The 26,966-nt window shown below is 37.1% G+C and carries 18 protein-coding genes, 2 tRNA genes and 2 rRNA genes; 11 read left to right on the top strand and 11 right to left on the bottom strand.

Going from position 1 to position 26,966, the window contains the following annotated elements; genetic code table 11:
- Positions 1 to 4: 4 nt before the first annotated feature.
- The 4 genes from I6U50_RS09670 to rrf all read left to right on the top strand — a co-directional run bounded on the left by I6U50_RS09670 (position 5) and on the right by rrf (position 3,664).
- Positions 5 to 78 (top strand) — tRNA-Ile (locus I6U50_RS09670).
- Between the two features lie 183 nt (positions 79 to 261).
- Positions 262 to 335: transfer RNA gene (locus I6U50_RS09665), tRNA-Ala, on the top strand.
- 218 nt (positions 336 to 553) lie between these two features.
- Positions 554 to 3,388 (top strand): 23S ribosomal RNA (locus I6U50_RS09660).
- Between the two features lie 167 nt (positions 3,389 to 3,555).
- A 5S ribosomal RNA gene (rrf, locus tag I6U50_RS09655) occupies positions 3,556 to 3,664 on the top strand.
- A 74-nt stretch (positions 3,665 to 3,738) separates the two neighbouring features.
- On the opposite strand, the gene I6U50_RS09650 is transcribed toward rrf, so the two are convergent.
- The gene (locus I6U50_RS09650; protein WP_198638689.1) at positions 3,739 to 3,915 is read right to left on the bottom strand and encodes a hypothetical protein; all 177 of its coding nucleotides are present in this window, start codon (positions 3,913 to 3,915) and stop codon (positions 3,739 to 3,741) included.
- A gap of 359 nt (positions 3,916 to 4,274) precedes the next feature.
- Here I6U50_RS09650 and I6U50_RS09645 point away from each other — a divergent pair, with 359 nt between their 5' ends.
- From I6U50_RS09645 to I6U50_RS09630, 4 genes are read left to right on the top strand one after another with little or no spacing between them, the layout of a single operon-like run.
- Complete coding sequence (locus I6U50_RS09645) at positions 4,275 to 4,958, top strand: hypothetical protein (protein WP_198628071.1); 684 nt, start codon at positions 4,275 to 4,277, stop codon at positions 4,956 to 4,958.
- A gap of 5 nt (positions 4,959 to 4,963) precedes the next feature.
- Positions 4,964 to 7,750 (top strand): TonB-dependent receptor, encoded by a 2,787-nt coding sequence (locus I6U50_RS09640; protein ID WP_198638688.1) that lies wholly within the window; start codon positions 4,964 to 4,966, stop codon positions 7,748 to 7,750.
- 3 nt (positions 7,751 to 7,753) lie between these two features.
- Positions 7,754 to 8,935, top strand: coding sequence for a DUF4249 domain-containing protein (locus I6U50_RS09635; protein ID WP_198638687.1), 1,182 nt, complete (start codon positions 7,754 to 7,756; stop codon positions 8,933 to 8,935).
- 3 nt (positions 8,936 to 8,938) lie between these two features.
- Entirely contained in the window at positions 8,939 to 10,678 is a 1,740-nt protein-coding gene (locus I6U50_RS09630; protein ID WP_198638686.1) for a hypothetical protein, read from the top strand.
- 185 nt (positions 10,679 to 10,863) lie between these two features.
- Here the strand turns inward: I6U50_RS09630 and I6U50_RS09625 are convergent, their stop codons facing one another.
- The 10 genes from I6U50_RS09625 to I6U50_RS09580 form a co-directional block, all read right to left on the bottom strand.
- On the bottom strand, positions 10,864 to 11,085 hold the full coding sequence (locus I6U50_RS09625) for a DUF6095 family protein (RefSeq protein WP_193711888.1): 222 nt from the start codon (positions 11,083 to 11,085) through the stop codon (positions 10,864 to 10,866).
- Positions 11,085 to 11,999 (bottom strand): DUF4249 family protein, encoded by a 915-nt coding sequence (locus I6U50_RS09620; RefSeq protein WP_232805914.1) that lies wholly within the window; start codon positions 11,997 to 11,999, stop codon positions 11,085 to 11,087. Before I6U50_RS09620 ends, I6U50_RS09625 begins: the two co-directional genes overlap by 1 nt.
- A gap of 1 nt (position 12,000) precedes the next feature.
- Positions 12,001 to 14,379, bottom strand: coding sequence for a TonB-dependent receptor (locus tag I6U50_RS09615; RefSeq protein WP_198638685.1), 2,379 nt, complete (start codon positions 14,377 to 14,379; stop codon positions 12,001 to 12,003).
- 230 nt (positions 14,380 to 14,609) lie between these two features.
- Complete coding sequence (locus I6U50_RS09610; protein ID WP_198638684.1) at positions 14,610 to 16,829, bottom strand: NADP-dependent isocitrate dehydrogenase; 2,220 nt, start codon at positions 16,827 to 16,829, stop codon at positions 14,610 to 14,612.
- Positions 16,830 to 17,486: 657 nt separating this feature from the next.
- Positions 17,487 to 18,902, bottom strand: a complete 1,416-nt coding sequence (locus tag I6U50_RS09605; protein ID WP_198638683.1) for a S8 family peptidase — start codon at positions 18,900 to 18,902, stop codon at positions 17,487 to 17,489.
- A 236-nt stretch (positions 18,903 to 19,138) separates the two neighbouring features.
- The gene (gene rplS / locus I6U50_RS09600; RefSeq protein ID WP_193711867.1) at positions 19,139 to 19,489 is read right to left on the bottom strand and encodes a 50S ribosomal protein L19; all 351 of its coding nucleotides are present in this window, start codon (positions 19,487 to 19,489) and stop codon (positions 19,139 to 19,141) included.
- 115 nt (positions 19,490 to 19,604) lie between these two features.
- Positions 19,605 to 20,291, bottom strand: a complete 687-nt coding sequence (gene trmD / locus I6U50_RS09595) for a tRNA (guanosine(37)-N1)-methyltransferase TrmD (protein WP_198638682.1) — start codon at positions 20,289 to 20,291, stop codon at positions 19,605 to 19,607.
- A 51-nt stretch (positions 20,292 to 20,342) separates the two neighbouring features.
- Positions 20,343 to 20,927, bottom strand: a complete 585-nt coding sequence (locus I6U50_RS09590; protein ID WP_227740399.1) for a hypothetical protein — start codon at positions 20,925 to 20,927, stop codon at positions 20,343 to 20,345.
- Positions 20,928 to 21,209: 282 nt separating this feature from the next.
- The gene (locus I6U50_RS09585; RefSeq protein WP_198638681.1) at positions 21,210 to 22,658 is read right to left on the bottom strand and encodes a glyceraldehyde-3-phosphate dehydrogenase; all 1,449 of its coding nucleotides are present in this window, start codon (positions 22,656 to 22,658) and stop codon (positions 21,210 to 21,212) included.
- 217 nt (positions 22,659 to 22,875) lie between these two features.
- Positions 22,876 to 24,273, bottom strand: coding sequence for a S1C family serine protease (locus I6U50_RS09580; protein WP_198638680.1), 1,398 nt, complete (start codon positions 24,271 to 24,273; stop codon positions 22,876 to 22,878).
- 137 nt (positions 24,274 to 24,410) lie between these two features.
- Between I6U50_RS09580 and dapF the strand changes: the two genes are divergently transcribed.
- Genes dapF through mltG form a run of 3 tightly spaced genes read left to right on the top strand, consistent with a single transcriptional unit; the run spans position 24,411 to position 26,757 of the window.
- Positions 24,411 to 25,199: a diaminopimelate epimerase gene (gene dapF / locus I6U50_RS09575; protein WP_198638679.1), complete on the top strand. Its 789-nt coding sequence runs from the start codon at positions 24,411 to 24,413 to the stop codon at positions 25,197 to 25,199.
- Positions 25,193 to 25,717: a GNAT family N-acetyltransferase gene (locus tag I6U50_RS09570; RefSeq protein ID WP_198638678.1), complete on the top strand. Its 525-nt coding sequence runs from the start codon at positions 25,193 to 25,195 to the stop codon at positions 25,715 to 25,717. Before dapF ends, I6U50_RS09570 begins: the two co-directional genes overlap by 7 nt.
- Positions 25,717 to 26,757: an endolytic transglycosylase MltG gene (mltG, locus tag I6U50_RS09565; protein WP_198638677.1), complete on the top strand. Its 1,041-nt coding sequence runs from the start codon at positions 25,717 to 25,719 to the stop codon at positions 26,755 to 26,757. Before I6U50_RS09570 ends, mltG begins: the two co-directional genes overlap by 1 nt.
- Positions 26,758 to 26,966: the final 209 nt, after the last annotated feature.

The raw sequence follows: 26,966 nt of genomic DNA, 5'->3' as shown, positions 1-26,966 counted from the left end.
GGACAGTCTCATAGCTCAGCTGGTTAGAGCGCTACACTGATAATGTAGAGGTCGGCAGTTCGAGTCTGCCTGAGACTACAGCGCGCTAAAGCGCAGTTAAAGGTTAAGAGTTCAAAGTAATTTGAATTTGGGACAACAACGTTCATTACAAATTGAAAGGAAATTTTAGAAGTTGGGCAACCAGTTTACAGTACGCAGTGAGCAGTACGCAGTACAGTTACGACTGAATACTGAATACTAATTAACTGCCAACTGAAAAATGGGGGATTAGCTCAGCTGGCTAGAGCGCCTGCCTTGCACGCAGGAGGTCATCGGTTCGACTCCGATATTCTCCACAAAAGGCTTTAAGCATTATGCTATAAGCCGTAAGCAAAAATGCCTAAGGCTTATAGCCTAAAGCATATAGCTTATAAAGTTCATTGACATATTGAGAAACAAAGAATACGAGAAAACTACAGTTATAGGATGTAAATTTTATAACGAGGTAAATTAATTATATTAATAGAATACATTGTGATTTAAGGTCACGAGAAATTCGAGCATAAGCAAGAAGCATACAAGCTAGATAAGGGCGTATGGGGAATGCCTAGGCTCTCAGAGGCGAAGAAGGACGTGATAAGCTGCGAAAAGCTGCGGGGATTGGCACATACAAGTTGATCCGCAGATATCCGAATGGGGCAACCCACTATACTGAAGGTATAGTATCCGCAAGGAGGCAAACCCGGAGAACTGAAACATCTAAGTACCCGGAGGAAGAGAAAACAATAGTGATTGCGCTAGTAGCGGCGAGCGAACGTGCATTAGCCCAAACCATAAGGTTTACGGACCTTATGGGGTTGTAGGACCACAATATTTGTTGCAAACAGAATTAGAACAAGTTGGAAAGCTTGGCCATAGACGGTGACAGCCCGGTATAGGTAATGGATGTAATGATAGTGGTATCCTGAGTAGTGCGGGGCACGTGAAACCCTGTATGAATCCGGCGGGACCATCCGCCAAGGCTAAATACTCCTGAGAGACCGATAGTGAACCAGTACCGTGAGGGAAAGGTGAAAAGAACCCTGAACAAGGGAGTGAAATAGATCCTGAAACCATACGCTTACAAGCGGTCGGAGCCTTTAGGGGTGACGGCGTGCCTTTTGCATAATGAGCCTACGAGTTACCGTTTCCAGCAAGGTTAAGCAGTTCAGCTGTGGAGCCGTAGCGAAAGCGAGTCTTAATAGGGCGATTTAAGTTGGTAATGGTAGACGCGAAACCGTGTGATCTACCCTTGGGCAGGTTGAAGCTGTGGTAACACATAGTGGAGGACCGAACCCGTTGACGTTGAAAAGTCTTGGGATGACCTGAGGGTAGGGGTGAAAGGCCAATCAAACTCGGAAATAGCTCGTACTCCCCGAAATGCATTTAGGTGCAGCGGTATAATAGTTTTATAGAGGTAGAGCTACTGATTGGATGCGGGGGCTTCACCGCCTACCAATTCCTGACAAACTCCGAATGCTATAAAATGTTTTATATCAGTGAGGGCATGGGTGCTAAGGTCCGTGTCCGAGAGGGAAAGAACCCAGACCATCAGCTAAGGTCCCCAAATGTATGTTAAGTTGAATAAACGCGGTTGGACTGCCCAGACAGCTAGGATGTTGGCTTGGAAGCAGCCATTCATTTAAAGAGTGCGTAACAGCTCACTAGTCGAGCGGTCCGGCATGGATAATAATCGGGCATAAACATACTACCGAAGCTATGGATTTCATATTTAGATATGGAGTGGTAGGGGAGCATTGTAACAGAGATGAAGGTGAGTCGTGAGGCTTTCTGGATTGGTTACAAAAGAAAATGTAGGCATAAGTAACGATAATGCAGGCGAGAAACCTGCACACCGAAAGACTAAGGTTTCCCCAGCTATGCTAATCAGCTGGGGGTTAGTCGGGACCTAAGGCGAACCCGAAGGGGGTAGTCGATGGACAACAGATTAATATTTCTGTACTTGCCCCACGTTAAAGCGGACGGAGGCGAAAAGTTGGTGCGTGCTGACGGAATAGCACGTTGAAGGGAGTGGTAACACCCCGATAGTACACAAAAGCTTCGGCCGGCGTGATAATCCAGCGGATCGACTTCCAAGAAAAGCGAGTGGATGCAACCCGTACCGTAAACCGACACAGGTAGTTGGGATGAGAATTCTAAGGTGCTCGAGAGATTCATGGCTAAGGAACTAGGCAAAATAGGCCCGTAACTTCGGGAGAAGGGTCGCCCCGCTTTTAGCGGGGCCGCAGTGAAGAGGTCCAGGCGACTGTTTATCAAAAACACAGGGCTCTGCTAAATCGAAAGATGATGTATAGGGCCTGACACCTGCCCGGTGCTGGAAGGTTAAGAGGAGATGTTAGCTTCGGCGAAGCATTGAATTGAAGCCCCAGTAAACGGCGGCCGTAACTATAACGGTCCTAAGGTAGCGAAATTCCTTGTCGGGTAAGTTCCGACCTGCACGAATGGTGCAACGATCTGGACACTGTCTCAGCCATGAGCTCGGTGAAATTGTAGTATCGGTGAAGATGCCGATTACCCGCTACGGGACGAAAAGACCCCGTGCACCTTTACTATAGCTTAGTATTGACTTTGGACAAGTGATGTGTAGGATAGGTGGGAGACTTTGAAGCGCCGTCGCCAGGCGGTGTGGAGTCATTGTTGAAATACCACCCTTTACTTGTTCGGAGCCTAACCTCATTATGTGAGGGACAGTGCTTGGTGGGTAGTTTGACTGGGGTGGTCGCCTCCAAAAGAGTAACGGAGGCTTCTAAAGGTTCCCTCAGCACGCTTGGTAACCGTGCGTAGAGTGCAATGGCAAAAGGGAGCTTGACTGAGAGACATACAGGTCGATCAGGTACGAAAGTAGAGCATAGTGATCCGGTGACACCGCGTGGAAGGGTCATCGCTCAAAGGATAAAAGGTACGCCGGGGATAACAGGCTGATCTCCCCCAAGAGCTCACATCGACGGGGGGGTTTGGCACCTCGATGTCGGCTCGTCACATCCTGGGGCTGGAGAAGGTCCCAAGGGTTGGGCTGTTCGCCCATTAAAGTGGCACGCGAGCTGGGTTCAGAACGTCGTGAGACAGTTCGGTCTCTATCTGTAGTGGGCGTTAGAAATTTGAGTGGACCTGACTCTAGTACGAGAGGACCGAGTTGGACCAACCTCTGGTGCACCAGTTGTTCCGCCAGGAGCACTGCTGGGTAGCTACGTTGGGAAGGGATAAGCGCTGAAAGCATATAAGCGCGAAACCCACCACAAGATGAGATTTCTTTAAAGGACCGTGGGAGACGACCACGTTGATAGGCCATAGGTGTAAAGGCAGCAATGTCATAGCCGAGTGGTACTAATAATCCGTAAAGCTTGATGCGATTCCTGTTATCCTGCAAGGGATAACAGGAGCTTGAATGCTTGCCGCAGTTTTATTTTATTTTTTGTTTCTTTTAATATGTCAACTTATTAGAGTAGGCAGTTGTAAGTAAAAGGGTAAGCAGGAAAACCTGCAAATTTATAGACTGTAAACTGCATACTAAAGACTTAAGGTGGTTATGGCAACGGGGCTCACCTCTTTCCATTCCGAACAGAGAAGTTAAGCCCGTTAGCGCAGATGGTACTGCTATTTGTGGGAGAGTATGTCACCGCCTTTTTTTTAAAAGACCTTTACAGCAATGTAAAGGTCTTTTTTTTTGATCTAGTTTTTTTGGAAAGGAGGAGTGGGCTACTATAAGTCTTTAAGTGGTTTTACAGGTGGGACTACATTTGCTACCGGTGGCAGGCTTTTAAAATAGAAGTACATGGCCTTTAAATCTTCTTCCTTTATATCTTTAAAGTTTTGCCAGGGCATGGGCGGCAATAACATGCGGGTATTTTCCTGGCTTTTGTATTTTCCTTCCACCATAGCCTTTTAAACTGTTGAAACGTCCAGGTGCCCATACCCGTGTCGTTTGGTGTTAAGTTTGCCGCATATGAAACTCCCTAGGGACCCACAAAAGCAGTTAAATCCTGGTTCATTAGTATCTCACTTTATCACCTGATTTTACAATCAATCTTTCATATTCTCTATTCGGTTATAAGCTACCTTAGTTTAGGATAAGTAGCTTTTAACTTTTTGATGTTTTTTAATATGGCGAGAATATCCAGTTTATGATATCAATAGAGCCAATTTTTTGTGTATATTCGAAGAAATGATGCTATTCATATGTATTTTTATTGAAAACGATTAAAAACATTATTTGTCTGCTAATTTTATTCAGTTTTGTGCTCTTAGAGGACTTAGCTGCTCAGGATATTACGAGAAAGGATATATATATTCAATTTGATAAGCTTATTGGGATCGAAAACTCTGATCTATATAATGGTATTGCATATAATGAATTACATCAAATAGATCCTGAGGAAAATAAGTTTCTTTTTCCCTATGAAATGCATCCGGGTGATATAGTATATGATGGTAAAACCTACTATAACATATTACTAAATTACAATATATATAATGACGTTGTATTGGTGAAATTAAAAAATGACCTAGCTACTCATGTCTTTCAACTAATAACCGATAAGATTGAAGCTTTTGAAGTAAACAACTCAAAATATAAGCGAATTTCAGGAAATCAATTAAAGAAGATTCCTTCAGGAATTTACAAAATCTTGTATACTGATGAGAATCGAGATATCGTATTGATGGAAAAACATAGGTTAAAGGAAAGGAAGAATCTGAATGATAAGGTTACTGTTTATATGTATAAGAAACAAAAAAGCCACTTTGTTTTAAGAAAATATGGCGAACTTTTCTTTTTACAGGATAAAATAGATTTTCAGAAGGTATTTCCAGGTTCTAAAAAAGAGATTGTTAACTTTTATAAGGAGTATAATTCTTTGCGGAAATCCAATCAAAGTGAGTTTATGACTAAATTGATCGAACTTTTAATTTTAAAAAAATAATCGGGTTGAAGCAACAACTATTATTTCTTTCTTTTATGATTATGCCTTTTGTTTCGTTCTCTCAGGAAGAAACATTTTCTATTAATGCGGAAGGTATTACACTAAAAGAAGTTCTTTTAGAGATTGAATCTCAAAGCAATTATACTTTTTTCTTTGTAGATAGCTGGTTGGATGCCGATCCTATTTCAGTAAACTTTCAGAATAAACCTCTAAATACAATTCTCACAGAAGTTTTTAAGGATACTTATTTGAATTATTATGTTTACAAAAATCAAATTATTCTAACTCCTAACAATTTGGTTTATGATGCGTTGCCCGAAGGATTTTTCGGGAGTGAAAATGATACTATGGGTAATAGTTTAACGTCTGGAGACAAAGCCGGGAAAAGGAATATGGAAAATATTAGCCCTATTTTTTATAAAGGAATACAAAATAGGAACTTAAATAAACCCATAAAAACCCTAAGTATCGGAAAAGAAACTACCGCGAAAAGTAACAAGAAATATTCTCTAAGTGGAGTGGTTACAGATAAGGTAAGTGGGAAGCCCATTTCTAATTTAGCCATTTTGGTTAAATCTAAGAATATTGGTGCTATAACCGATAGTCTTGGGTACTATGAAATTAAATTGCCTCAAGGTGCAAATCTTCTCGAAACCCAGTCATTAGGTTCTGAAAACCTCAGAACTAGGGTGGTAATGTATAATAATGGAAAGCTTGATATTAGTTTAAATGAAACCTATGAAGAGTTAGGCGAAGTTTTTTTAGAAACAACTAATAATAACAATGTTTCTGATGCTATTGTAGGGTCTGAAACAATTAATGTAGAACAAATAAAGAATATTCCATTGGTATTAGGAGAACGTGATATTTTGAAAGTGGCCACTACTTTACCGGGAATTACAAAGGCAGGAGAGGGTGCGGCAGGTTATAATGTTAGAGGAGGGAGGGCAGATCAAAACCTTATTTTACTTGACGACGCGGTGCTTTATAATCCTTCACATTTTTTCGGGATATTTTCTGCTATCAATCCTTTCACTTCAGGAGATGTAAATATTTATAAGGGAAGTATTCCGGCTAAGTATGGAGGCCGGCTATCATCGGTTTTTGACATACATACCAAAAATGCCAATACACAGAAATTTAGTGGAGAAGCAGCAATTGGACCGGTTACTAGTAATTTATCTTTAGAAGTTCCGGTAGTAAATAATAAATCTGGGCTTATAATTGGTGGGCGTGCAACCTATTCAAACTGGATATTGAAAAATCTTGATGAAGAATCCCTTAATAATAGTGAGGCTTCTTTCTATGATATTATTGGCAAATACCACCATAGTTTTGATGATAAAAATAAAATTCAGGCTACAGGATATTTTAGTAAAGATAAGTTTAGTCTTACTTCTGATTCTTTATTCAGTTATCAAAACAGGTTAATGTCCATAAATTATGAACACAAATTCACCGAAGCCCATAAGGCAAATATCATTTTCTCTAACAGTGATTATAAATTCGATATAAATTACGAAAACGACATTAGAGATAATTTTCAATCAGGATATAATATTAACGAGAGTGAATTAAAAATGATACTTGATTATGAGTTAAGTGAAAATCATAACTTTATTTATGGATTATCCAGTAAACTCTATGTGGTAGACCCCGGGGAAATAAAACCTATAGGAGGGGAATCAGAAATAACTAAATTAAAAATACCCCGGGAAAGGGGACTGGAATCTTCAGTGTTTATTTCAGACGAGTTTAAAATAAGTGAGAAATTGCTCTTAAATGCTGGGGTGCGATATTCTATATATGCTGCATTGGGAGAAAGAAGTCAGAGAATTTATGAAACCGGGCTCCCAAAAAGCACAGCTACAGTGCTAGATACTTTAAATTATAAGAATAATGAGGTGATTGAAACCTATGGAGGGGCAGAGGCCCGCCTATCGGCTCGTTACTTTCTAAAGCCAAATTTATCAGTAAAAGCTTCCTATAATAATACTTATCAATACATTCACACATTAACAAACAATACTACCATCTCTCCTACAGATATTTATAAATTATCAGATTTAAATATAGCCCCTCAAAAAGCAAATCAATACTCTTTAGGTCTTTATAAAAATATAGATAATAATTTGTATGAATTAAGCGCGGAAGCTTACTATAAAAGGTCTAAGAATTTATTGGATTTTAAAACCGGCGCAAAATTATTTTTGAATGAAAATGTAGAAACCGAAGCACTTCAGGGAGTTGGTAAATCTTACGGTATCGAGTTTCTTGTTAAGAAAACAAGAGGTAAATTAAATGGATGGCTGGGGTATACTTACTCCAGGTCCCTAATTAAATTAGATAGTGAATTTAACGAGCAGATTGTAAATGCAGGAAGATATTTCCCTTCAAATTTCGACAAGCCACACGATGTAAGTTTGGTAGCCAATTACAAGATCACTAAAAGGTTTAGTTTTTCGGCTAATTTTGCTTATCAAACCGGTCGCCCGGTCACTTACCCTATTGGTCAATATGATTTTAATGGCGCAGAATACGTTTTTTATAGTGACCGAAATAAATATAGAATCCCAGATTATTATAGACTGGACTTAAGCTTTAATATAGAGGGGAATCATAAAATTGATAAGCTGGCACATAGCTTTTGGAATATCTCTATTTACAATGTATTAGGAAGAAATAACCCATATTCTGTATTTTTTGTAACTAAAGATGGAAAAGTCGAAGCTTTACAAAGTTCTATTTTTTCTGTGCCTATTCCCACAATCACTTATAATTTTAAATTTTAAGTAATGAGAAGTTATGCTATAAAATACATAGTGGTTTTTAGTCTTCTCATAAGCGTTTTTGGCTGTGTAGAGCCGTTTGATATAGAAACTGAAAACCTGGAAAGTGCCCTGGTAATTGAGGCAACCATTACTAATGAATATAAGAAACAGGAAATTAAACTTTCCCGAACTTATGCGCTTGGTGATGAAGGTCCAAATCCTGAATCTGGGGCTCAGGTGAAAGTTGTAAACCTATCTGGAGATTTGTATCAATTTCAGGAAGAAGAACCTGGAGTTTATAGATCATCTCAAGAATTTTCTGCTGAGAATAATAGTTCATCTTATCAATTAGAAGTTATTACCAGTGACGGAAAAACCTATGCCTCAGAACCTGTAAAACTCGATGCCTCTAGTGAAATTATGGAAATGGATATTGTGAAATCAATACAACCTATTAACGGTGTGGAAAAAGAAGGTTTGGCACTAACCGTAAACTCTGGAGAAAACGATTCGAAATTTTATCGTTATACTTATCAGGAAACCTATGAGTTTCGTTCACTTTATAGAATACCATTTAAGTTTATTCTTGAGAACGGGGTTATAGATACAGCTCCCAAAACAGAAGAAGAATATCTTTGTTATGTTACAAGAGATTCAGAAAGTATCATAATTTCCAGTTCCTCAAATATAGTTAATGAAGCTGTAAGTGATTTTCCTGTACGATTTCTAAGTAAGGAAAATCCGGCTATTTCCTACAGATATAGTTTACTTGTTAAACAATATAGTCTATCCAGGGAAGCTTATACTTTTTACGAAGTTCTAAATGAATTATCTGGTTCTGAAAGTCTTTTTTCACAAAATCAGCCGGGTTTTGTGAATGGAAATGTCTTTTCGGTAGATAATCCTAACGAAAAGGTGCTTGGTTATTTTAGTGTTTCTGCCGTAGATTCACATAGAGTTTTCTTCAATTTTACAGACTTTTATGATAGGACAGAAAGACCTCCGTACCCTTATAATTGTACGATTACCAGGCCAGAATATCCTGTTCTTTTAAATGCTGTTGAAAATGATGCAGTAAGCCTTATAAGCCAGGCTAATGGCGGTGCCGATAGTGAAGGAATGGGGCCCTATAGAGTGGTGCCGAAGCCTTGTGTGGATTGTAGGGTTTTTGGAGTTAATGTTAAACCCGATTTTTGGGAAGATTAAACTATGGGATTGAAAACAATTTATTTCTCACTTTTATTTTTATTCTTTGCCTCTTCTGCTTTTGGTCAGAAACCTGAGGCTAAGTTTAAAGAACAGCAGTTTAAACCAGAAGAGAAAGTTTTTGTGGACTACAATTCTTCTCTTGTTTTTCCTGGTGAATATCTTTATTACAAAGTTTACGTGCTTAACGATAAAACCAATAGACTAAGTTCTTTAAGTCAAATAGCTTATGTGAAAATGGTGAGCGAAAATGGAGAAACAATTTTTACTCATAAAATAAATACAGCTTCAGGCACAGGCAATGGTGATTTTTTTGTGCCCACAAATATTGCCTCTGGGACTTATAAATTAATTGCATTTACAGAATGGATGTATAACAAAAGTGACACCAACTTCTTTAGTGGGACTGTATTTGTTATTAATCCTTATACCACCAAAGGCGAAAAAAGTTTAAAACGTGTTGCTTCGGCTCAAGTAGATGATATAAATACAATTTCAGAAAAAGAAAATTCAGCAACAGGAATTATTAAGTTATCAAATAAAGCAATATTCAATAAAAGAGAAGAAGTAAAGCTTCTTTTAGATTCATTAAAACTTAAAGAGGGGAACTATTCCCTGTCTGTTTATAAAAAGAATAAATTAAAACTTCCCGATAAACTGAATATTTCTAATCTTCAGAAGATATATACAAAGGAAGATAACAATTCAAATTCTACTTCAAGTCAACCTTATCTTCCAGAACTTCGGGGGGACTTATTTAGGGGAACGATATCAACAACTAATAAAAATCTTTCTGTTTCAAACCAAAGTTTGGCGGTCTCAGTGCCCGGAGATAATTTTCAGCTTAAAATAAGTAATACTAATGAAGAAGGGGTGTTTTATTTTAACCTGGATGCCAGCCAGAGTGTAGATAATTTAGTAGTTCAGATGATGGGAGAAAATGCGCACGACTTTGAAATTGAATTAGATTCGCTTCCAAAATTTAACTATTCTTCACTTTATTTTCCACCATTGGAGATAAGTCCTGATATGGAATCGGAAATTGTAAAGCGTAGTGTATTTAATCAAATAGAGAATAGCTATTATAGTATTAAGCCCGATACATTAAAGACTCAGGGAAAAAAGGAACCATTTTTTGGCTCTAAAAACATAGCAGTTTATCCTTTAGATGACTATACCAGGTTTCCTACTGTTAAAGAGACTTTTATAGAAGTAATTAGTGCTGCTAAGATTAGAGAAAATAAAAAGGGCGAGAGTGTATTTGGAGTATACTCCAGAAATAGTGATTTAGAATTTATTAGTAGTGCACTTCTTCTTGTAGACGGGCTTTATATAGAGAATACTGAAGCTTTAATGAATTATAGCGCAAATAAAATAGATGTAATTAAAGTGGTGAGGAATGAATATTATTATGGTTCTAAAATTTTTGGTGGAATAATCTCTATCGAAACCAAAGAGAATGATTTTGTAGGTAGCTACCAATCAGGTTCCTTGAAAAAATTTGATATAATACCAGTAAGAGCTGCCAAAAATTATTATGTGGTTAATTATAAGAAACAGGAGCTTGATAGGATTCCCGATTTTAGAAGGCAATTATTATGGAAACCTAGGCTTACTAATAATTTTCAAAATATAAGTTTCTTTACCTCAGATGTTGAGGGTGATTATATTATCACGCTTCAGGGTATTAGTAACGATGGACGTATAATTTTTGATCAAATATGCTTTGAGGTGGTAGATTAAAACTGTATTTATTGGCACCGCCAAAGGCTGTAATACCCTGAGGTAGTTTACTAGTAAGTTAAAATCTTAATTAGGAGTATGTTAGAAATTGTATTTATAAATTATAAAGCTAATATTTTAGCGCTTAAGGCAATCTTTTGTTTGCTTATCTTATTACTTAATTAACTGAACAAAATATATTTCTTCTAGTCAAAAACAGCCTTTACTATTGTCATTATTCCTTTAAATAATAAAAGCATAGCCGCGATTAAGGCTATGATTCCCAGAATTAAAACCGGGATATAATAGGGGTGATCCTGGTTGTTAAAGGCCGTGAAAAGCACAGAAGGGCCTATTAATATTAATGGAAGTGCAAAAGCCAGGTATTTAATTCCTTTACCAAGTATTTTCTTATCGGTGTGTTTCATCATTGCACAATATAAGTAGTAGAATCTGCTTCTGAAAGTCTAAAATAACCAAAAGGATAATTTTCTGGATTGGATTGGTTAATAATATTTCCTTTTACCGTTGCGGGTTGAGACTGGAAAGGCCCCCCGCCGTTATCTCCACCTTGAGAGCGTAATATAAATAAATAGTTATAAAATGCTTTAGATATCCCTTCCATAGTGATAAATACTTCATCACCAGGCACCAAATCTTCGTCGGAATAGGAAGCTGAAAACTGATTACCGTCTGTAAATTTATCTTCGTAAATTTCCAGGGAAAGTTTAGAAATTGAGAAATCTTTAAAAGTAAAAAGATAAAAATTTTCTTCACCTTTTGGATCAGTAAAAAAAGGTTCAATCTCTAGATCTTCGCGGGTAAAGCCACCTTCGTTATTCTGTTCAATAAAGTCTATTCCAGAAACAGGTACAAAATTGGAACTGGCGGTATATATTTCTTCTTTATACTTTATTTCTAAAGTATACTCTTCTTCAAATTTAGGCTTGAAACTAGTATGGGTGTAAATGCCCTGTTCCTGATGTTTAAAAATAAATTCTTCTCCATTTTTGGATCTAATATTAATTTCGGCATCACTCACGGTTGCTATTTCGTCTTCATAGTAACCAGTAGTTTCTGTTAATATAATTTTCTGTTCATTGCCAGGGGTATCCATATACCAAAGCAAGGATGCATCTACTACAAGCCTGGGAGAGCTTTCTTCTAAATTCAACTCTATAACTTCCTCGCAAGAAATTAAAACTGAAGTAAGGAATAAGAGGCTTAAATACTTTATTGGCAGCACCAAAGCATATAACACCCCAAGGCCTGCCTCTAAATTAAAAATTTGTTTCAAACGAATGCCTCTTAGGCTTGCCCCTAGGTAGTTTACTTTTTTCATCTTAAAATTTAAAATTATAGGTCACAGATGGTATGATTCCGAATAGGCTTAATTTTGCTGCTTCATTACGTCCGGTTTCGTCATTCTCTCTAAAACTTATAGAATTGGCGTTTTTTCTATTGTATACGTTGTAAATTCCAAAATTCCAGGACGATTGCAAGCCATCTTTTTTATTTGGTTTGGGTACGTAGGTTGCAGAAAGGTCTAACCTATGGTAGGCAGGTAATCTATTGCTGTTTCTATCACCGTAAACCGGTACATTTATTCCGTTAAAGTTATATTGCCCGGTAGGATAGGTAACCGGTAAACCTGTTTGAAACGCAAAATTTAGGCTAAAATCCCATTTAGAATTGTAATCGTAGGTGGCGGTTAGGTTTATATCGTGGGTTTTATCATAACTGGTAGCATACCATTTTCCATTATTTATGCCGCTTTCAATGGGGGTTCTACCGGGAGTTTGTTGTTCAGATTTAGATAAAGTATAGGCTAACCAACCGGTTAGGCGGCCTTTGTTCTTTTTAGCTAAGACTTCTAAACCATAGGCCCTGGAGCGTCCGTTTAAAATAATAGTTTCAATATTATTGTTCGCAATAAGATTTGCGCCATTTACATAATCTATTCTATTTTGAATGTCTTTATAAAAAACTTCAGATTCCAGGGTATAAGTTCCCTGTTGAAATTTACGAAAATAGCCTAGTGCATATTGATCTAAAATTTGAGGTTGAATAAAAGGACCACTTGGAGCCCATACATCAAGGGGAGTAGGGGAACTGGTGTTGGAGATTAAATGCAGGTATTGAGCCATTCTATTATAACTGGCTTTTATCGATTGCGTATCGTTGAAATTATAGGCTAAGGCAAGTCGGGGTTCTAAATTAGAATAAGTTTTTATTACTTCAGATCGGGAATATGTTTTTTCATTTATAGGTTCTGCTTCCTCATATATATCTAAACTTTCATTATAAATTATAGGGTTGTCGTCCCGGTATTCGTTGAAGCTGTCCTGCCCCAATCTAAAGAAGTTGCTAAACCTTAAACCATATTCTGCCGAAAAACTATTAGATATTTTGTGCTCTACAGAAAAGTAAGTGGCATTTTCAAAAGCATATTTATTGGTGAGTTTAAAATAATTAATTCCTGATTTTTCATCTATAGGTTCAATCTCACCGGGATTAAATTCGTGGTAAGTATTATGAATGCCATATTCCAGTTGGAAAGTATCGTTTAAATAGTGATTGAAATCATATTTGATATTGAGATTTTTAATGCCACTATCCCAATTGAATCCTACAAAATCAAGGGTAAGTCCGTAGTAGTAGTCACTATAAATTAACGACAAATTGGTAAAGATATCATCTGAAACCAAGTGATTCCATCTAAGGTTAAAAACCGAATTTCCGTAGGTATTTATAAAATTCTGATTTATATCAAACACATCACGACCAAAATAACCTGAAAATAATAATTTATTATCGTCATTTATGGAGTAAGTAAGTTTTGCATTTAAATCGTAGAAGTAAGCTATGTTTGGATTGTCGGCTAATTTTAGAAATAAATGGGCATACGAACTACGGCCACCAACCAGGAAAGAGCCTTTATCTTTTACAATGGGTCCTTCGGCCAGTAATCTGCTTGAAATAACGCCAATTCCCCCCTGGGCCTCAAAAGTTCGGCTATTGCCATCGCGTTGATATATGTCTAGTACAGAGGAAACCCGGCCGCCATATTTTGCGGGAATTCCTCCTTTATATAATTTAAGGTCTTTAATGGCATCAGGATTAAACACCGAAAAGAAACCAAAAAGATGAGAGGAATTAAAAATAGTGGCTTCATCAAGCAAAATAAGGTTTTGATCTACCGCCCCACCGCGAACATTAAAGCCTGAAGCTCCTTCTCCTGCATTAGAGACACCCGGTAGTAATAAAAGCGATTTTATAACATCTACTTCCCCAAAAACTACCGGTAACTTTTGAATACTGTTTATAGAAAGCTTGTTAACACTCATCTCCGGATTTTTTAGATTAAAGCCTTCGTTGGTAGAAGTTATTACTACTTCATTTAAATTTTCTGAACTCGCAGTAAGTGCGGTGTTAAATGTGGTATCGCCCTCTATACTAATCGTCTTTTGAATACTTTGAAAACCCAAATATGAAATCTCTATAGTATAGGTTCCTTTAGGTAATTTTATGGAATAGAAACCATATTCGTTGGTAATTACGCCTTTTTTCTCTTCAGGGATAAGAATGTTAACCCCAATTAAAGTCTCATTGTTGGATGCATTGCTAATTGTTCCTTTTAGAGTGTACTTTTCCTGAGCATTTAAACCCAGGCTGATAAAAAAGAAAACTAATATTAAAGAGGAGAGAAGTGAGAGTTTCAATTTTTTAAGTAAATATAGTGTAGAAGCTTATTATTTAAAAGCTTAATTACATTATTAAGAATTGTTGAAGGATTGCGGTTATAAAAATAAAGCCGGAAAACACTTTCCGGCTTTAAATTCAATTTGTTCAATGTTAAAGAGGTTGAAATTTCAAGGCCTGAAGCCGAAATTCCCTTTTCCTTTTTTAATAGCTCGTGGATATACCGCGAGCATATAAAATTAGAAAAGAACTACCCTAAAATATCGTTCAAAAGCTTACTTGGTCTCATAGCTTTAGAAGTAAGTTCTTCTTCGGGTTTGTAATAACCTCCAATATTTACCGGAGATCCCTGTGCATCTATAAGCTCTTTATTAATTTGCTCTTCATTTTCTTCTAACTTCGAAGCAATAGTTTTGAAATGTTCTTTTAGGTCGGTGTCTTTATCCTGAGCGGCTAAAGCTTGTGCCCAATATAAAGCCAGGTAAAAATGACTTCCGCGGTTATCAAGTTCATTTACTTTTCTGGATGGAGATTTACTATTCTCCAAAAATTTGTTAGTTGCTTCATCTAAAGCCTCAGAAAGAACAAGGGCTTTTTTGTTTTTATACTTTTCACCTAAATGCTCTAAAGAAGCCGCCAGGGCAAGAAATTCACCTAGCGAATCCCAACGTAAGTGGCCTTCTTCTAAAAACTGTTGTACGTGTTTAGGGGCAGATCCACCAGCACCGGTTTCAAACAAACCTCCGCCATTCATTAATGGAACTATAGAAAGCATTTTGGCACTGGTTCCTACCTCTAGAATCGGGAAAAGATCGGTTAAATAATCTCTTAAAACGTTTCCAGTAACCGATATGGTATCTTTTCCGGCTTTTACACGTTCTAAAGTATATTTAGTAGCTTCAGCAACCGACATTATTTTAATCTCCAAACCTTCGGTATCGTGGTTTGGTAAGTACTGATTTACTTTTTTGATAAGTTCTGCATCGTGAGCACGGTTTTCGTCTAACCAGAAAATAGCCGGCCATCCGGTTGCTTTTGCTCTGTTAACTGCTAATTTAATCCAATCCTGTACGGGTGCATCCTTAACCTGGCACATTCTCCAAATATCACCTTCTTCAACCTCATGTTCTGTTAGTACTTTTCCACTTTCATCTACTACACGAACAGTTCCGGCAGCCGGAATCTCAAAGGTTTTGTCGTGAGAACCATACTCTTCAGCTTTTTGAGCCATTAGCCCTACGTTTGGAACAGTTCCCATAGTGGTAGGATCAAAAGCACCATGTTTTTGGCAAAATTCAATGGTTTCCTGGTAAAGAGGAGCATAACTACTATCTGGAATTACTGCTTTGGTATCCTGGGTCTCGTTATTTTTATTCCACATTTGGCCAGAGGTTCTAATCATTGCCGGCATAGAGGCATCAATAATAACATCACTTGGTACGTGAAGATTGGTAATTCCTTTGTCAGAATTTACCATCGCTATATCAGGCCCTTGTTCCAGGTTAGATTCAATTTTAGACTCTATAGCGGCTTTTTTATCGGCAGGAAGTTTTTCAATAGCGTTTAAAATATCTCCCAATCCGCTGTTTGGATCACCACCTGCATTTTTAATTTCTTCGCCATATTCATTAAAAACGTCTTCAAAAAATACTTTTACCGCATGGCCAAAAATAATGGGGTCAGAAACTTTCATCATAGTAGCCTTCATATGCAATGAAAAAAGGATTCCTTTTTCTTTGGCGTCTTTTACCTGTTCCCTAAGAAACTTTAAAAGAGCGTTTTTACTCATTAGGCTGGCATCAATAACTTCACCCTTAAGTAGCTGCAGGTTATCTTTAAGCACTTTTTTATCACCACTTTCTGAGGTGAATTCAATTTTTACACTAGTATCTTCGCTAAGGGTTAAAGATTTTTCGTTGGCCTTAAAGTCTCCACCATTCATAGTAGCAACATGAGATTTAGAGCTTGAGCTCCATTTACCCATAGAATGAGGGTGGTTTTTAGCGAAATTCTTTACTGCTTTAGGAGCTCTTCTATCAGAGTTCCCTTCACGAAGTACCGGGTTTACGGCACTACCCTTAACCTTGTCATAGGTAGCCTTTATTTTCTTTTCCTCATCATTAGATGCTTCGTCTGGATAATTAGGTAGTTTATATCCCTTCTCTTGAAGCTCCTTAATAGCCGCCTTAAGCTGCGGGATAGAAGCACTAATATTAGGTAGTTTAATAATGTTGGCCTCTGGCTTCTTGGCGAGCTCTCCCAGCTCGGTTAAATCATCGCTTACTTTTTGTTCTTCTGACAGGTATTCAGGGAATTGTGATAAAATTCTACCGGCCAGGGAAATATCTTTGGTTTCCATACTAACGTTGGCCGCTTTGGTATACGACTTTACGATTGGGTAGAAAGAGTAAGTGGCTAAAGCAGGGGCTTCATCTGTTTTTGTATAAATTATCTTGCCAATTTGTGTCATTATGTAATTTTTATAGCTAATTAATTATGAAATGTCTAAATTCACTGAACGCCCAATTTTTACTGGGCGTTCGAGTACTGCGCAATATAATATTTTTCAAGCTTTTATCATAGCTGAAGCAACATGAAAGCTTGTTAATTATTAGTAAAGAAACATAAAAAAGCCATTTCATCTTAATAGCTAAAATGAAATGGCTTCAACTGAAATAATACATGCTCACTGAATTTTCGAAATTCTTTAAGGAAAAAATCCCGGTGTGTACTATTTCAATGATTCAAAAATAAAAACTCAAAACAGTTATATTCCTGAATCTAAAGGTTCTTATCCTTCAAACTTCTTTTGACCTGGCAAAAATGAGCGTTATATAGAAGATAAAAACCATAGGTAAAGGTTTTTAAGCTTTACCGGGAATTCGTTGATTAGAAATCCTTTTGTCATTCTTTTTTCAACCAATTCCTAGATTAAATATACAACCAAATATAAGTTTTTGCAAGAAATTTAACATTTTAATACACAGTTGTTTACGTGGTTTTTTGCTTTGATTTTAATTTGTTAAAAAGAAGCTGTCTGAAAAGGTTTTAAACCCTTAGCTTGAAACAAGCTAAGCTTGAGGAAAGTACACTTTTTTGGGCAGCCCCTTTAATTTTTAATAACTACCTACTCTGTTACTGCACGATAGGCGTTTATTCTTCCTTTTCCAAAGTATAAGCTCTTGCCATTTCCATCAATCTTGTCGGCTGTCTTTTCAATTTGTTTCTGAACTTCTTTAGGGCTCATTTTTCCGTTTTTAGCAATAATTAATGCAGCGATCCCTGAAACATGTGGTGCAGCCATGCTTGTTCCTGCACTCCAGTATGCGCTGTTGTTATTACCGGTACTTAGAATCATATCTTCAAGAGCAACGTCAAAATCACCTCCTGGAGCAGCAACATCTACTAAAGATTTTCCATGGGTGGTATAACTGGCTGGAATATCAAAGTTGGTATAATCTGCTGTTGCATCATAACCATTAGGTGCGGTTGCCGATACCGTAAGCACATTATTAAGTCCTCCCGGTATTTTTATATAGGCTGAATTGCCATCATAATTAATGCCATCATTTCCTGCAGTGGCTATTATGACACTACCTTGTTTTGCAGCCAAATTCAGGGCTCTTTGTTGGGCATTTACAATTTCCATAACGTATTTACCCGGTATTTTGAAAGGTACACCATTGGCGTCAATCAGTTTTCCATTTTTATTTAAGGTTGCACCCAGGCTCATGTTAATTACGTCTGCTTTATTGGCGCCGGCATAAACAATACCTGCGTTAATAGAACTAAAAGCACCTCTACCAGTAAACTCAGAAAGCACTTTTACTGCAACAAGTTCAGCGTTTGGTGCAACCCCTATTAGTCCTAAACCATTTTGGGCGGCAGCAATAGTTCCTGCTACGTGGGTACCGTGATTGTTAAATGGGGTGCTTTCTAAAATATTCCAGTCTTCTCCAGGTACAAATGAAGCCGAAAGTGTTGTGTTTAAATTGGGAGCCAGTTCTACATGTTCAGCATCTATCCCCGAGTCAAGCACAAATACGTTGGCCCCGCTTCCAGTAAATCCGGCATTCCAGGCTTGTGGTGCATCAATCGCCTCCAGGCCCCATAGATAATCGTAGTAATAATAGGGCTCTGTGCTTCCAATGCTTGGCGTGGCATCAGGTAGGTTAGCTTCTATATTTTCAGAAGTAGGTATCCAGGCTATTTCATAATCTGGAACAACAGAAGTAACGTTTCTTTTCTTCATGGTATTCTGAAGGAAATTCGCATCTTTTGAGCTAACAATAGAAATTCCAATTTCAGGAATTGAACTTACAATCTTTCCACCGCTTTTTGTAAGATCTTCCTCCACACTTTTTGTTGAATTGCTTGAATTTGAAATAACCATGTAATTTGTAAATGGAGGCTCTTTCAGCACTGTAAAAGCATTTTCCTCCTTATTAGGTAAGTTCTCTTCTTTTTCACAAGCGCTAAATAAAGCTCCAAGAAAGAAAACACATACCAGTGTTCTCCTTACCTGAATTGTTGTTTTTTTCATAATATATGTTTTAGTTTTTTTAATGCGCTTTAAATTACATGATTACATGTGTTTAACGAAATATTAGCAAAATATTTTTAGTTAAAATATCTTAGGGGTTAAGTTTTTATTGTTTTGTGGTATAATTATTAGTAAAAACAAAATACCAAGGCATTGTGTGAAAATAGGTGTGAGAAAATATAAATAAAAAAAGCCCCGAATTCTCGGGGCTTTCTATAAATTTAATAAGATGCGATTTATCTTTTAGCTTCCTTAATACGGGCTTTTTTCCCGGTAAGTTCTCTAAAGTAATAAATACGAGCTCTTCTTACTTTTCCTCGCTTGTTCACTTCAATTTTTTGAATTGCAGGAAGGTTTAGAGGGAAAATTCTTTCAACACCTACAGTACCACTCATTTTTCTAATGGTGAATGTTTGTGAAGAACCGCTTCCTCTTTTCTGAATTACAACCCCTTTAAAAAACTGGGTACGGGTTTTTTGACCCTCTTTAATTTCGTAATACACAGTAATGGTATCACCTGCAGAAAATTGAGGTAAATCTTTTCTTTCAACGAATTCGTCTTGTACGTACTTAATTAACGATTCCATAATTGTCTTTATTAATATAAAATCTAAAACAACATACACGGACCTCGCCAGAGGTTATTTTAGAACGAGTGCAAAAGTATTAATTTTAATTTATAATGCAATTGTGAAATTGCAATTATTTTTCTGTTTCATCCAAAAGATCAGGTCTTAAGCGTTTGGTTCTTTCCCAGGCTTTTTCCTCCCGCCAGGCTTCTATCTTTGGAAAATTGCCAGAGGTTAATACTTCCGGAACTTTCCAGCCTTTATATTCGGCCGGCCTTGTGTAAACCGGTGGCGCTAACAGGTTATCCTGAAAAGAATCGGTTAAGGCCGAAGTCTCATTGCCTAGTACCCCGGGAATTAACCTGATAATGGCATCACAAACTACGGCAGCACCCAGTTCTCCACCAGAAAGCACATAATCACCAATAGATATTTCTTTGGTAATAAAGTGATCACGTACTCTTTGGTCTACACCTTTGTAATGCCCACACAATATAATAAGGTTTTCTTTAAGGGAAAGTGAATTAGCTGTTTTTTGGTTAAAACGTTCTCCATCAGGACTCATATAAATCACCTCCTCGTAATCCCTTTGGCTCTTAAGGTTGGAAATACATTTGTCTATAGGCTCTATCATCATTACCATTCCGGCACCACCCCCAAATTGATAGTCATCTATTTGTTTGTAATTATCGGTTACATAATTTCTTAAATTATGCAAGTGGATTTCTACATGGCCGCTATCTATGGCTCTTTTTACAATAGAAGCATCAAAAGGGCTTTTAAGTAAATCTGGAACAACGGTAATTATATCTATGCGCATATTTTAGTATAAAATGCAAAGATGCTAATTATAAATTAAGCTGAAGGAAAATTATTCTTTAGCTTTATTTTTCTCATCTTGTAGCATACGGCCTAAACGTTGTTCTTTTTCCAGGGCTTTCGCACGATAGGCGTCAAATTCTTTTTCGGTTTCGTTTAGCCTATGTCTAGCTTCTTTGGTAGTGGCATTAGAGTTTTTAAACTTATAAATAAAGAAAAGAAGTGCAAGGATTAAAAAACCTACTATTCCCCACATCATGGCCATATAGCTACCTTTGCTAAAAGGCATTCCCAGAAATTTTATCGCGTCCTTTTCTTCGTTTACGCGCTTTAGGTCTTCCTGGGTAGCAGCTAATTGATTTTTAAGGTTTTCAATTTCTTCACTTTGGCTCTCTATTGTGCTTTGCTCTTGCTGTAACTCGTTTTTTAAATCTTGTACGTGACGTTTTGTGTTGTTGCGCAGCTCGATTAAAGCGTCATAATCTACCACTTTATAGCCCTGGTAGTTATTTGATGATTCGATAAGATTATCGAATTCATCTTCAATAAAATTAGATGTAGCTAAAGAATCTTGAGCGGTTAAAGCACCAACTGAAAATATTAAAAGTAAACTTGAAAAAATAATGTTACGCATCATTTGGGTTTTTCTGGTTGAGAATTTATATGCTTGAACGCCTGCATTTTCTACTTATTGTAATGGCCTTCAATATTTTAAAATTTATTTGCTAAATTCCTTTAAATTAATAATTTGAGCGCGCAAATGTAACGTATTTCAACTTAAAAACCCACCGTCTAAGGGTGGGTTTTTTTGTAAAGTTTTGGTCAATAAAGCGAAGCTGCACCAAGTAGAAAGATTTTTGAATATTTTGGAAGCCTTAGCTTTATTGAGATTGCAAATACCTTATAAAGTTTATAAGCTCTAGTAATAGGTAAACCTCCTTACTTTTGCAATATACTTTGCCAGTCTTATTAATTGATGGCTGTAACCGTATTCATTATCATACCATATATAAAGAATAACATTTTTACCATCTGCAGAAACTATAGTTGCTTTACTGTCATAAATTGCCGGAGCATTAGAACCAACTATATCTGAAGAAACCAATTCATTATCTAACGAATATTTAATCTGCTCTACAAGTTCACCTTCCAGCGCATATTTTCTTAAAACCTGGTTTATATTTTCAACACTTGTTTGGGCTTCTACTTCAAGGTTTAAAATAGCCAAAGAACCATTAGGTACGGGGACTCTAATTGCATTAGAAGTTAATTTACCTTCAAAAACAGGTAATGCTTTGGCTACGGCTTTACCGGCACCGGTTTCGGTAATAACCATATTTAGTGCAGCCGCGCGGCCCCGACGATATTTGCTATGCATATTGTCTACCAAGTTCTGGTCGTTGGTATAGGCATGAATAGTTTCTAAATGCCCGTGTATAACTCCAAGTGTATCCTGAACAGCTTTTAAAACTGGAGTGATTGCGTTGGTAGTGCAGGAGGCTGCTGAGAATATCGAAATTTTATCGGGGTTATATTCTTTATGGTTTACACCGTGAACAATATTAGGAACGCCCTTCCCTGGAGCAGAAAGTAAAACTTTTGCCGCTCCTTTTGCTTTTAAATGCCTACTTAATGCCTCTTTATCCCTAAAAGCACCGGTGTTGTCTATAATTAAAGCTTTGTCGATCCCGTATTTGGTGTAATCTATATCTTCAGGTTTATCTGCCGATATTACATTTACCGTGGTGCCATTTATAATAAGGGCCTTGTGCTCTTCATCTACGTTAACTGTTCCGGAAAAAACTCCGTGAACCGAATCATTCTTTAGTAAGGAAGCACGTTTCTCCAGTACAGTTCTATTTACCGCTCCGCGCGTAACAATGGCTCGTAACCTTAGTTGGTTGCCTTTGCCGGTTCTGGCCATAAGTTCTCTGGCTACCAAACGACCAATGCGTCCAAAACCATAAAGTACTACATCTTTAGGTACTATCTTCCCATATTTTTTTGCGTCTTTTAATTTGTCGGAAACAAAAGCCATGGCGTTAAGGTGTCCCTGGTCTTCTAAATGATATTCGTAGGTTAGTTTTCCTATATCCAGTTTTGCAGGTGGTAGATCCATATCCTGGATTGCTTTTGCAATTTCTACCGAATCAAAAATTGAAATAGGCTTCCCTACAAATTCTCCTGCATATTCATGAAGATCAAGAATATCACTAATGTTTCTATCCAGCAATTGATTCCTGAAAAGAACAAGTTCAATAGACTTGTTGTACCAAAGATCGCTAACGATGTTAATGAATTCTACGGTCGTTTTACGCCGATTTGCCTGAAATGAAAGTTCTTTTTCGTAAACTTTGTTAAAGTTCATGTGTGGTTTGTGTTGTTTTAATCCCTCCTAGAGGGCTTAATTCATCGAGACTTATCTCGAATATTTAAAATTATTTTCTATTCACACCCCGGTTGTTTGGATCGAGGTTTTTTAATTAATGGCGCAAAAGTATATATTTCAAACGTTTTCGTAAAGAAAAATTTGCATAAAAAACTCCCTTTGGTATGAGGGAGTTTTTTTGGATTTTAAGTTTAATCTATCGCCAAACCATATGTTGTTTTTGGCCGCTTTTATCAACTATACTTATAATGATTTCTTCTGAAGGATTTTTTCTTCTAAAAATTCGTTCTACATCACCAACATTAGAAACTTTCTTATTATCTATAGCAGTTATAATGGTTCCTACTAGCTCTGAAGCTGGTAGCCTTGGAGATAAAGTTTTGTGAATTTTAACACCATGGTCAATGTTTAAAGCTTGTAGATCTTCCTTGGTGGCATTTGTAACTTCAATTTTTATAGGTTCAATTACATAAGTTTCAAACTTACTGAGTTTTACCCTTACCTGCTTTTCGTCTCCGGCTCTTAAAAAGGTAACTTCAACTTCATCATCCGGGCGTTTTGTGTAAATATAACCGGTAAGATCTGAGAATTTATTAATTTTTATGTTATCTATTTTCTTGATTACATCACCTTCCTTTAAACCGGCTTTTTCGGCACCGCTACCACTGGTAACTTCTGCTACCAGAACTCCCTGGGAAGTTTTTAAGTCTAATTCTTCAATAGCAGTTTGGGTAACACTTCCACCTCGAATGCCTAAAATTCCTTTTTGAACATCACCATACTCCATGATATCCTCTACTATTTTTCGGGTATTGTTGGAAGGTACGGCAAAGGCATAACCTACATAACTACCTGTTTGGGAGGTGATAGCAGTATTAATTCCTACAAGTTCCCCATTTATATTAACTAAAGCACCTCCACTATTTCCCGGGTTTATAGCCGCATCAGTTTGAATAAAAGATTGTGGAGTGTTATCAAAGGTGTTTAAGTCTCTTGCTGTAGCACTAATAATACCGGCAGTAACCGTACTTTTTAAGTTAAAAGGGTTTCCAACAGCTAAAACCCATTCTCCAAGCTTTACATTGTTGGAATCTCCAAATGGAATATAGTCTAAATTTTCAGCATCAATTTTTAATAATGCGATATCTGAAGTTTCATCGGTACCAATAATCTCTGCTTTATAGGTTTTGTTGTTGTTTAAGGTAACTTCAACTTCGTTTGCCTCTTTAATCACATGGTTGTTGGTTACAATATAACCGTCTGGAGAAATAATAACCCCAGAACCTGCTCCCTGTAAGGCTTTTCCGCCACTGTGGTTGCCATAAATTAGATCTCTCATAGTTCTCGGGCCTCTGTAAATAGCAACATTTTTAACGTGAACCACCCCATTTACCGTATTTTCAGCCGCTTTGGTGAAATCGGCATTGGTGCCGTAAAGATTTTTAGCATAATTCGCTGAAATTACTTCAGCACCTGTATTGGAAACCGGTGGTAAAGTAGGAGGCACTTCCTCTTCAAAAAATATCTTATAACTCCCTAAAGTTAGGGCGCCTCCAAGTATAGAAACGAGAAGTAGTTTTGATAAATTTTTCATTTTGTAAAACGTGTTTTTGTATAATTCAACTTTAAAATTATAATATTAATATTTTCAGTTTTTAACTTTAACGGCCATTTAACAACCTAAAAAATCGTCTATTTTATAGTATCTTTGTAGCCCTTAAAATTTACGTAATGAAAATTCCATTTTACAAATATCAAGGTACGGGAAACGATTTTGTGATGATTGATAACCGTCAAAATCTAATATCCAAAAACAATACCAAATTAATAAACAGGCTTTGTGACCGAAAATTTGGCATTGGGGGGGACGGGTTAATACTTTTAGAAAACCCTGAAGTGGCCGGAGACGATTTTAAAATGGTGTATTTTAATGCAGATGGTAATGAAAGTAGTATGTGTGGTAATGGAGGTAGGTGCCTTGTTGCTTTTGCTAAATTCCTTGGAATTATTGAAGATAAAGCAACTTTTACTGCTGTAGACGGGCCGCACAAAGCAACAATTACCGGCGATGAGGTAAGTTTGCAAATGCAGGATCTTACCGAAATAAAACAATCGGGAAATATGGCATTTCTGGATACCGGGTCACCGCATCATGTTGTTTTTACAAAAAATGTAGCTCAACTAGATGTAAAAAAAGAAGGTGCAGAAATTAGATATTCTGATGCTTATATAGGTAACGGTGGCACCAATGTAAATTTTGTAGATATGCAGGAGAATAACACCTTTCTTGTGAGAACCTACGAAAGGGGGGTAGAAGATGAGACGCTTTCCTGTGGAACCGGTGTAACTGCCGTTGCTCTTGCGGCACATGCCTCGGGAAAGGCAAATAGCAACACCGTAAAACTTATTGTTCCGGGTGGGGAACTGTCGGTTTCTTTTAAAAAGGAAGACGATACCTATAGGGATGTTTGGCTTACCGGCCCGGCAGAACAGGTTTTTAAAGGGGAAATAATATGCTGAGTTTAAAAGGAAATAAGGTTTATTTGCGAGCACTTGAGCCTGAAGATCTCGACTTTGTTCACAGGATTGAAAATACTGAAGAGTTTTGGGAAGTAAGTGCGACACAAACTCCTTATTCCAGGTATATGATTAAGCAATATCTTGAAAATTCACATCGGGATATTTATGATGTGAAGCAATTGCGGTTGGTAATATGTGATCTTCAGAAAAAAGAGGTGGGTTTAATAGATATTTTTGATTTTGAGCCAAAAGATCGCCGTGCGGCCATAGGTATATTAATAGCCGATGCAGCAGACCGCGAAAAAGGCTATGGCGCTGAAACGCTTAAGCTTATTTGTAGTTATTGTTTTAAACATCTGGCCCTGCACCAGGTATACGCGAATATTACCCAGGGAAACGAAACCAGTATAAAGCTTTTTGAAAAGCAGGGGTTTCAAAAAGTTGGGGTGAAGAAAGATTGGACCTATTCTCAGGGGCAATTTAAAGACGAAATTCTATATCAATTGATCAATAAATAATGTACATAAAAAAAATTCTCCTTGCCATAGCTATTCTTGGGCTGGTGGCTCTTTCTATTTTTAGTTATTATATCTATAACAGTATCTTTTCTGCCAATACTTCTTTTTCAGAAGACAAATTGGTTTATGTGCCTACCGGTGCAAATTATCAAACTGTAATAGATAGCCTGCAACCTTTTGTTGAAGATATGAATTCTTTTGATATGGTAGCCAGAAAAAAAGGCTATGCATCAAATATTAAAGCAGGTAGGTTTGCGATTAAACCCGGTATGAACAACAATGAGTTGGTAAACGCTTTACGACGTGGCAATGTGCCGGTTAAACTAACCTTCAACAATCAGGAGCGTCTTGAAGACCTGGCAGGAAGAATCGCTCAGCAAATTGAAGCCGATAGCATTGCTTTAATTAAAGCATTTAAAGATGAAGATTTTTTAACTGAAAACAATTTTACTGAGGCTGATGCCCTGGCTATGTATATTCCAAACCAGTATGAGGTGTATTGGAATACCTCTGCTGAAGAATTTAGAAGTAGAATGAAGCGCGAATATGAACGTTTTTGGACAGAAGAGAAAAGAAAGAAAGCCAAAAAAATTGGGTTGAACCCTAAAGAGGTGTCTACTTTAGCTTCAATAGTACATAAAGAGACGGTTAAAGTTGACGAGAGACCAAAAGTAGCAGGAGTTTATATGAATAGGTATAAAAATGGCTGGAAGTTGGATGCTGATCCTACCGTAATCTATGCCCTTAAGAACAAAACCCAGAAATGGGATACTGTTATAAAAAGAGTGCTGTATAAAGATTTAGAACTCGATTCGCCTTACAATACATACAAATTTAAAGACTTGCCTCCCGGCCCGATTTTTATGGCAGATATTTCTGCAATAAATGCGGTACTTAATTATGAAGATCATGATTACTTCTATTTTGTAGCCGATGTAGAAAATTTTGGCTATCATAAATTTGCTAAAAATCTGGCGCAACATAACAGGAATAAGCGTGAATATGTGCGTTGGATTAATAAGCAGGGTATAAAAAGATAGATTAAATTTTTAGGTCCTGGGCTTAAGGTTTCTCTAACACTTTGAATAGCTGTTTCTTATAGCGATGTTAAGTAGGGGTGAAACTTTATAAATTGCTTAACAGCCTGGTCTTTAGATTTTTAAAATTTGTTGTACATTTGCACGGCGAAATTGAAAGGGGTGTTAGTTATATTATTTAGCTAAAACCGTTAACCTTTCAGAAACAAAAT

Origin of the sequence: Salegentibacter maritimus, from assembly GCF_016236975.1 — a bacterium.
Lineage (GTDB): Bacteria > Bacteroidota > Bacteroidia > Flavobacteriales > Flavobacteriaceae > Salegentibacter > Salegentibacter maritimus.
This window is presented reverse-complemented; position numbering and strand designations above follow the sequence as displayed.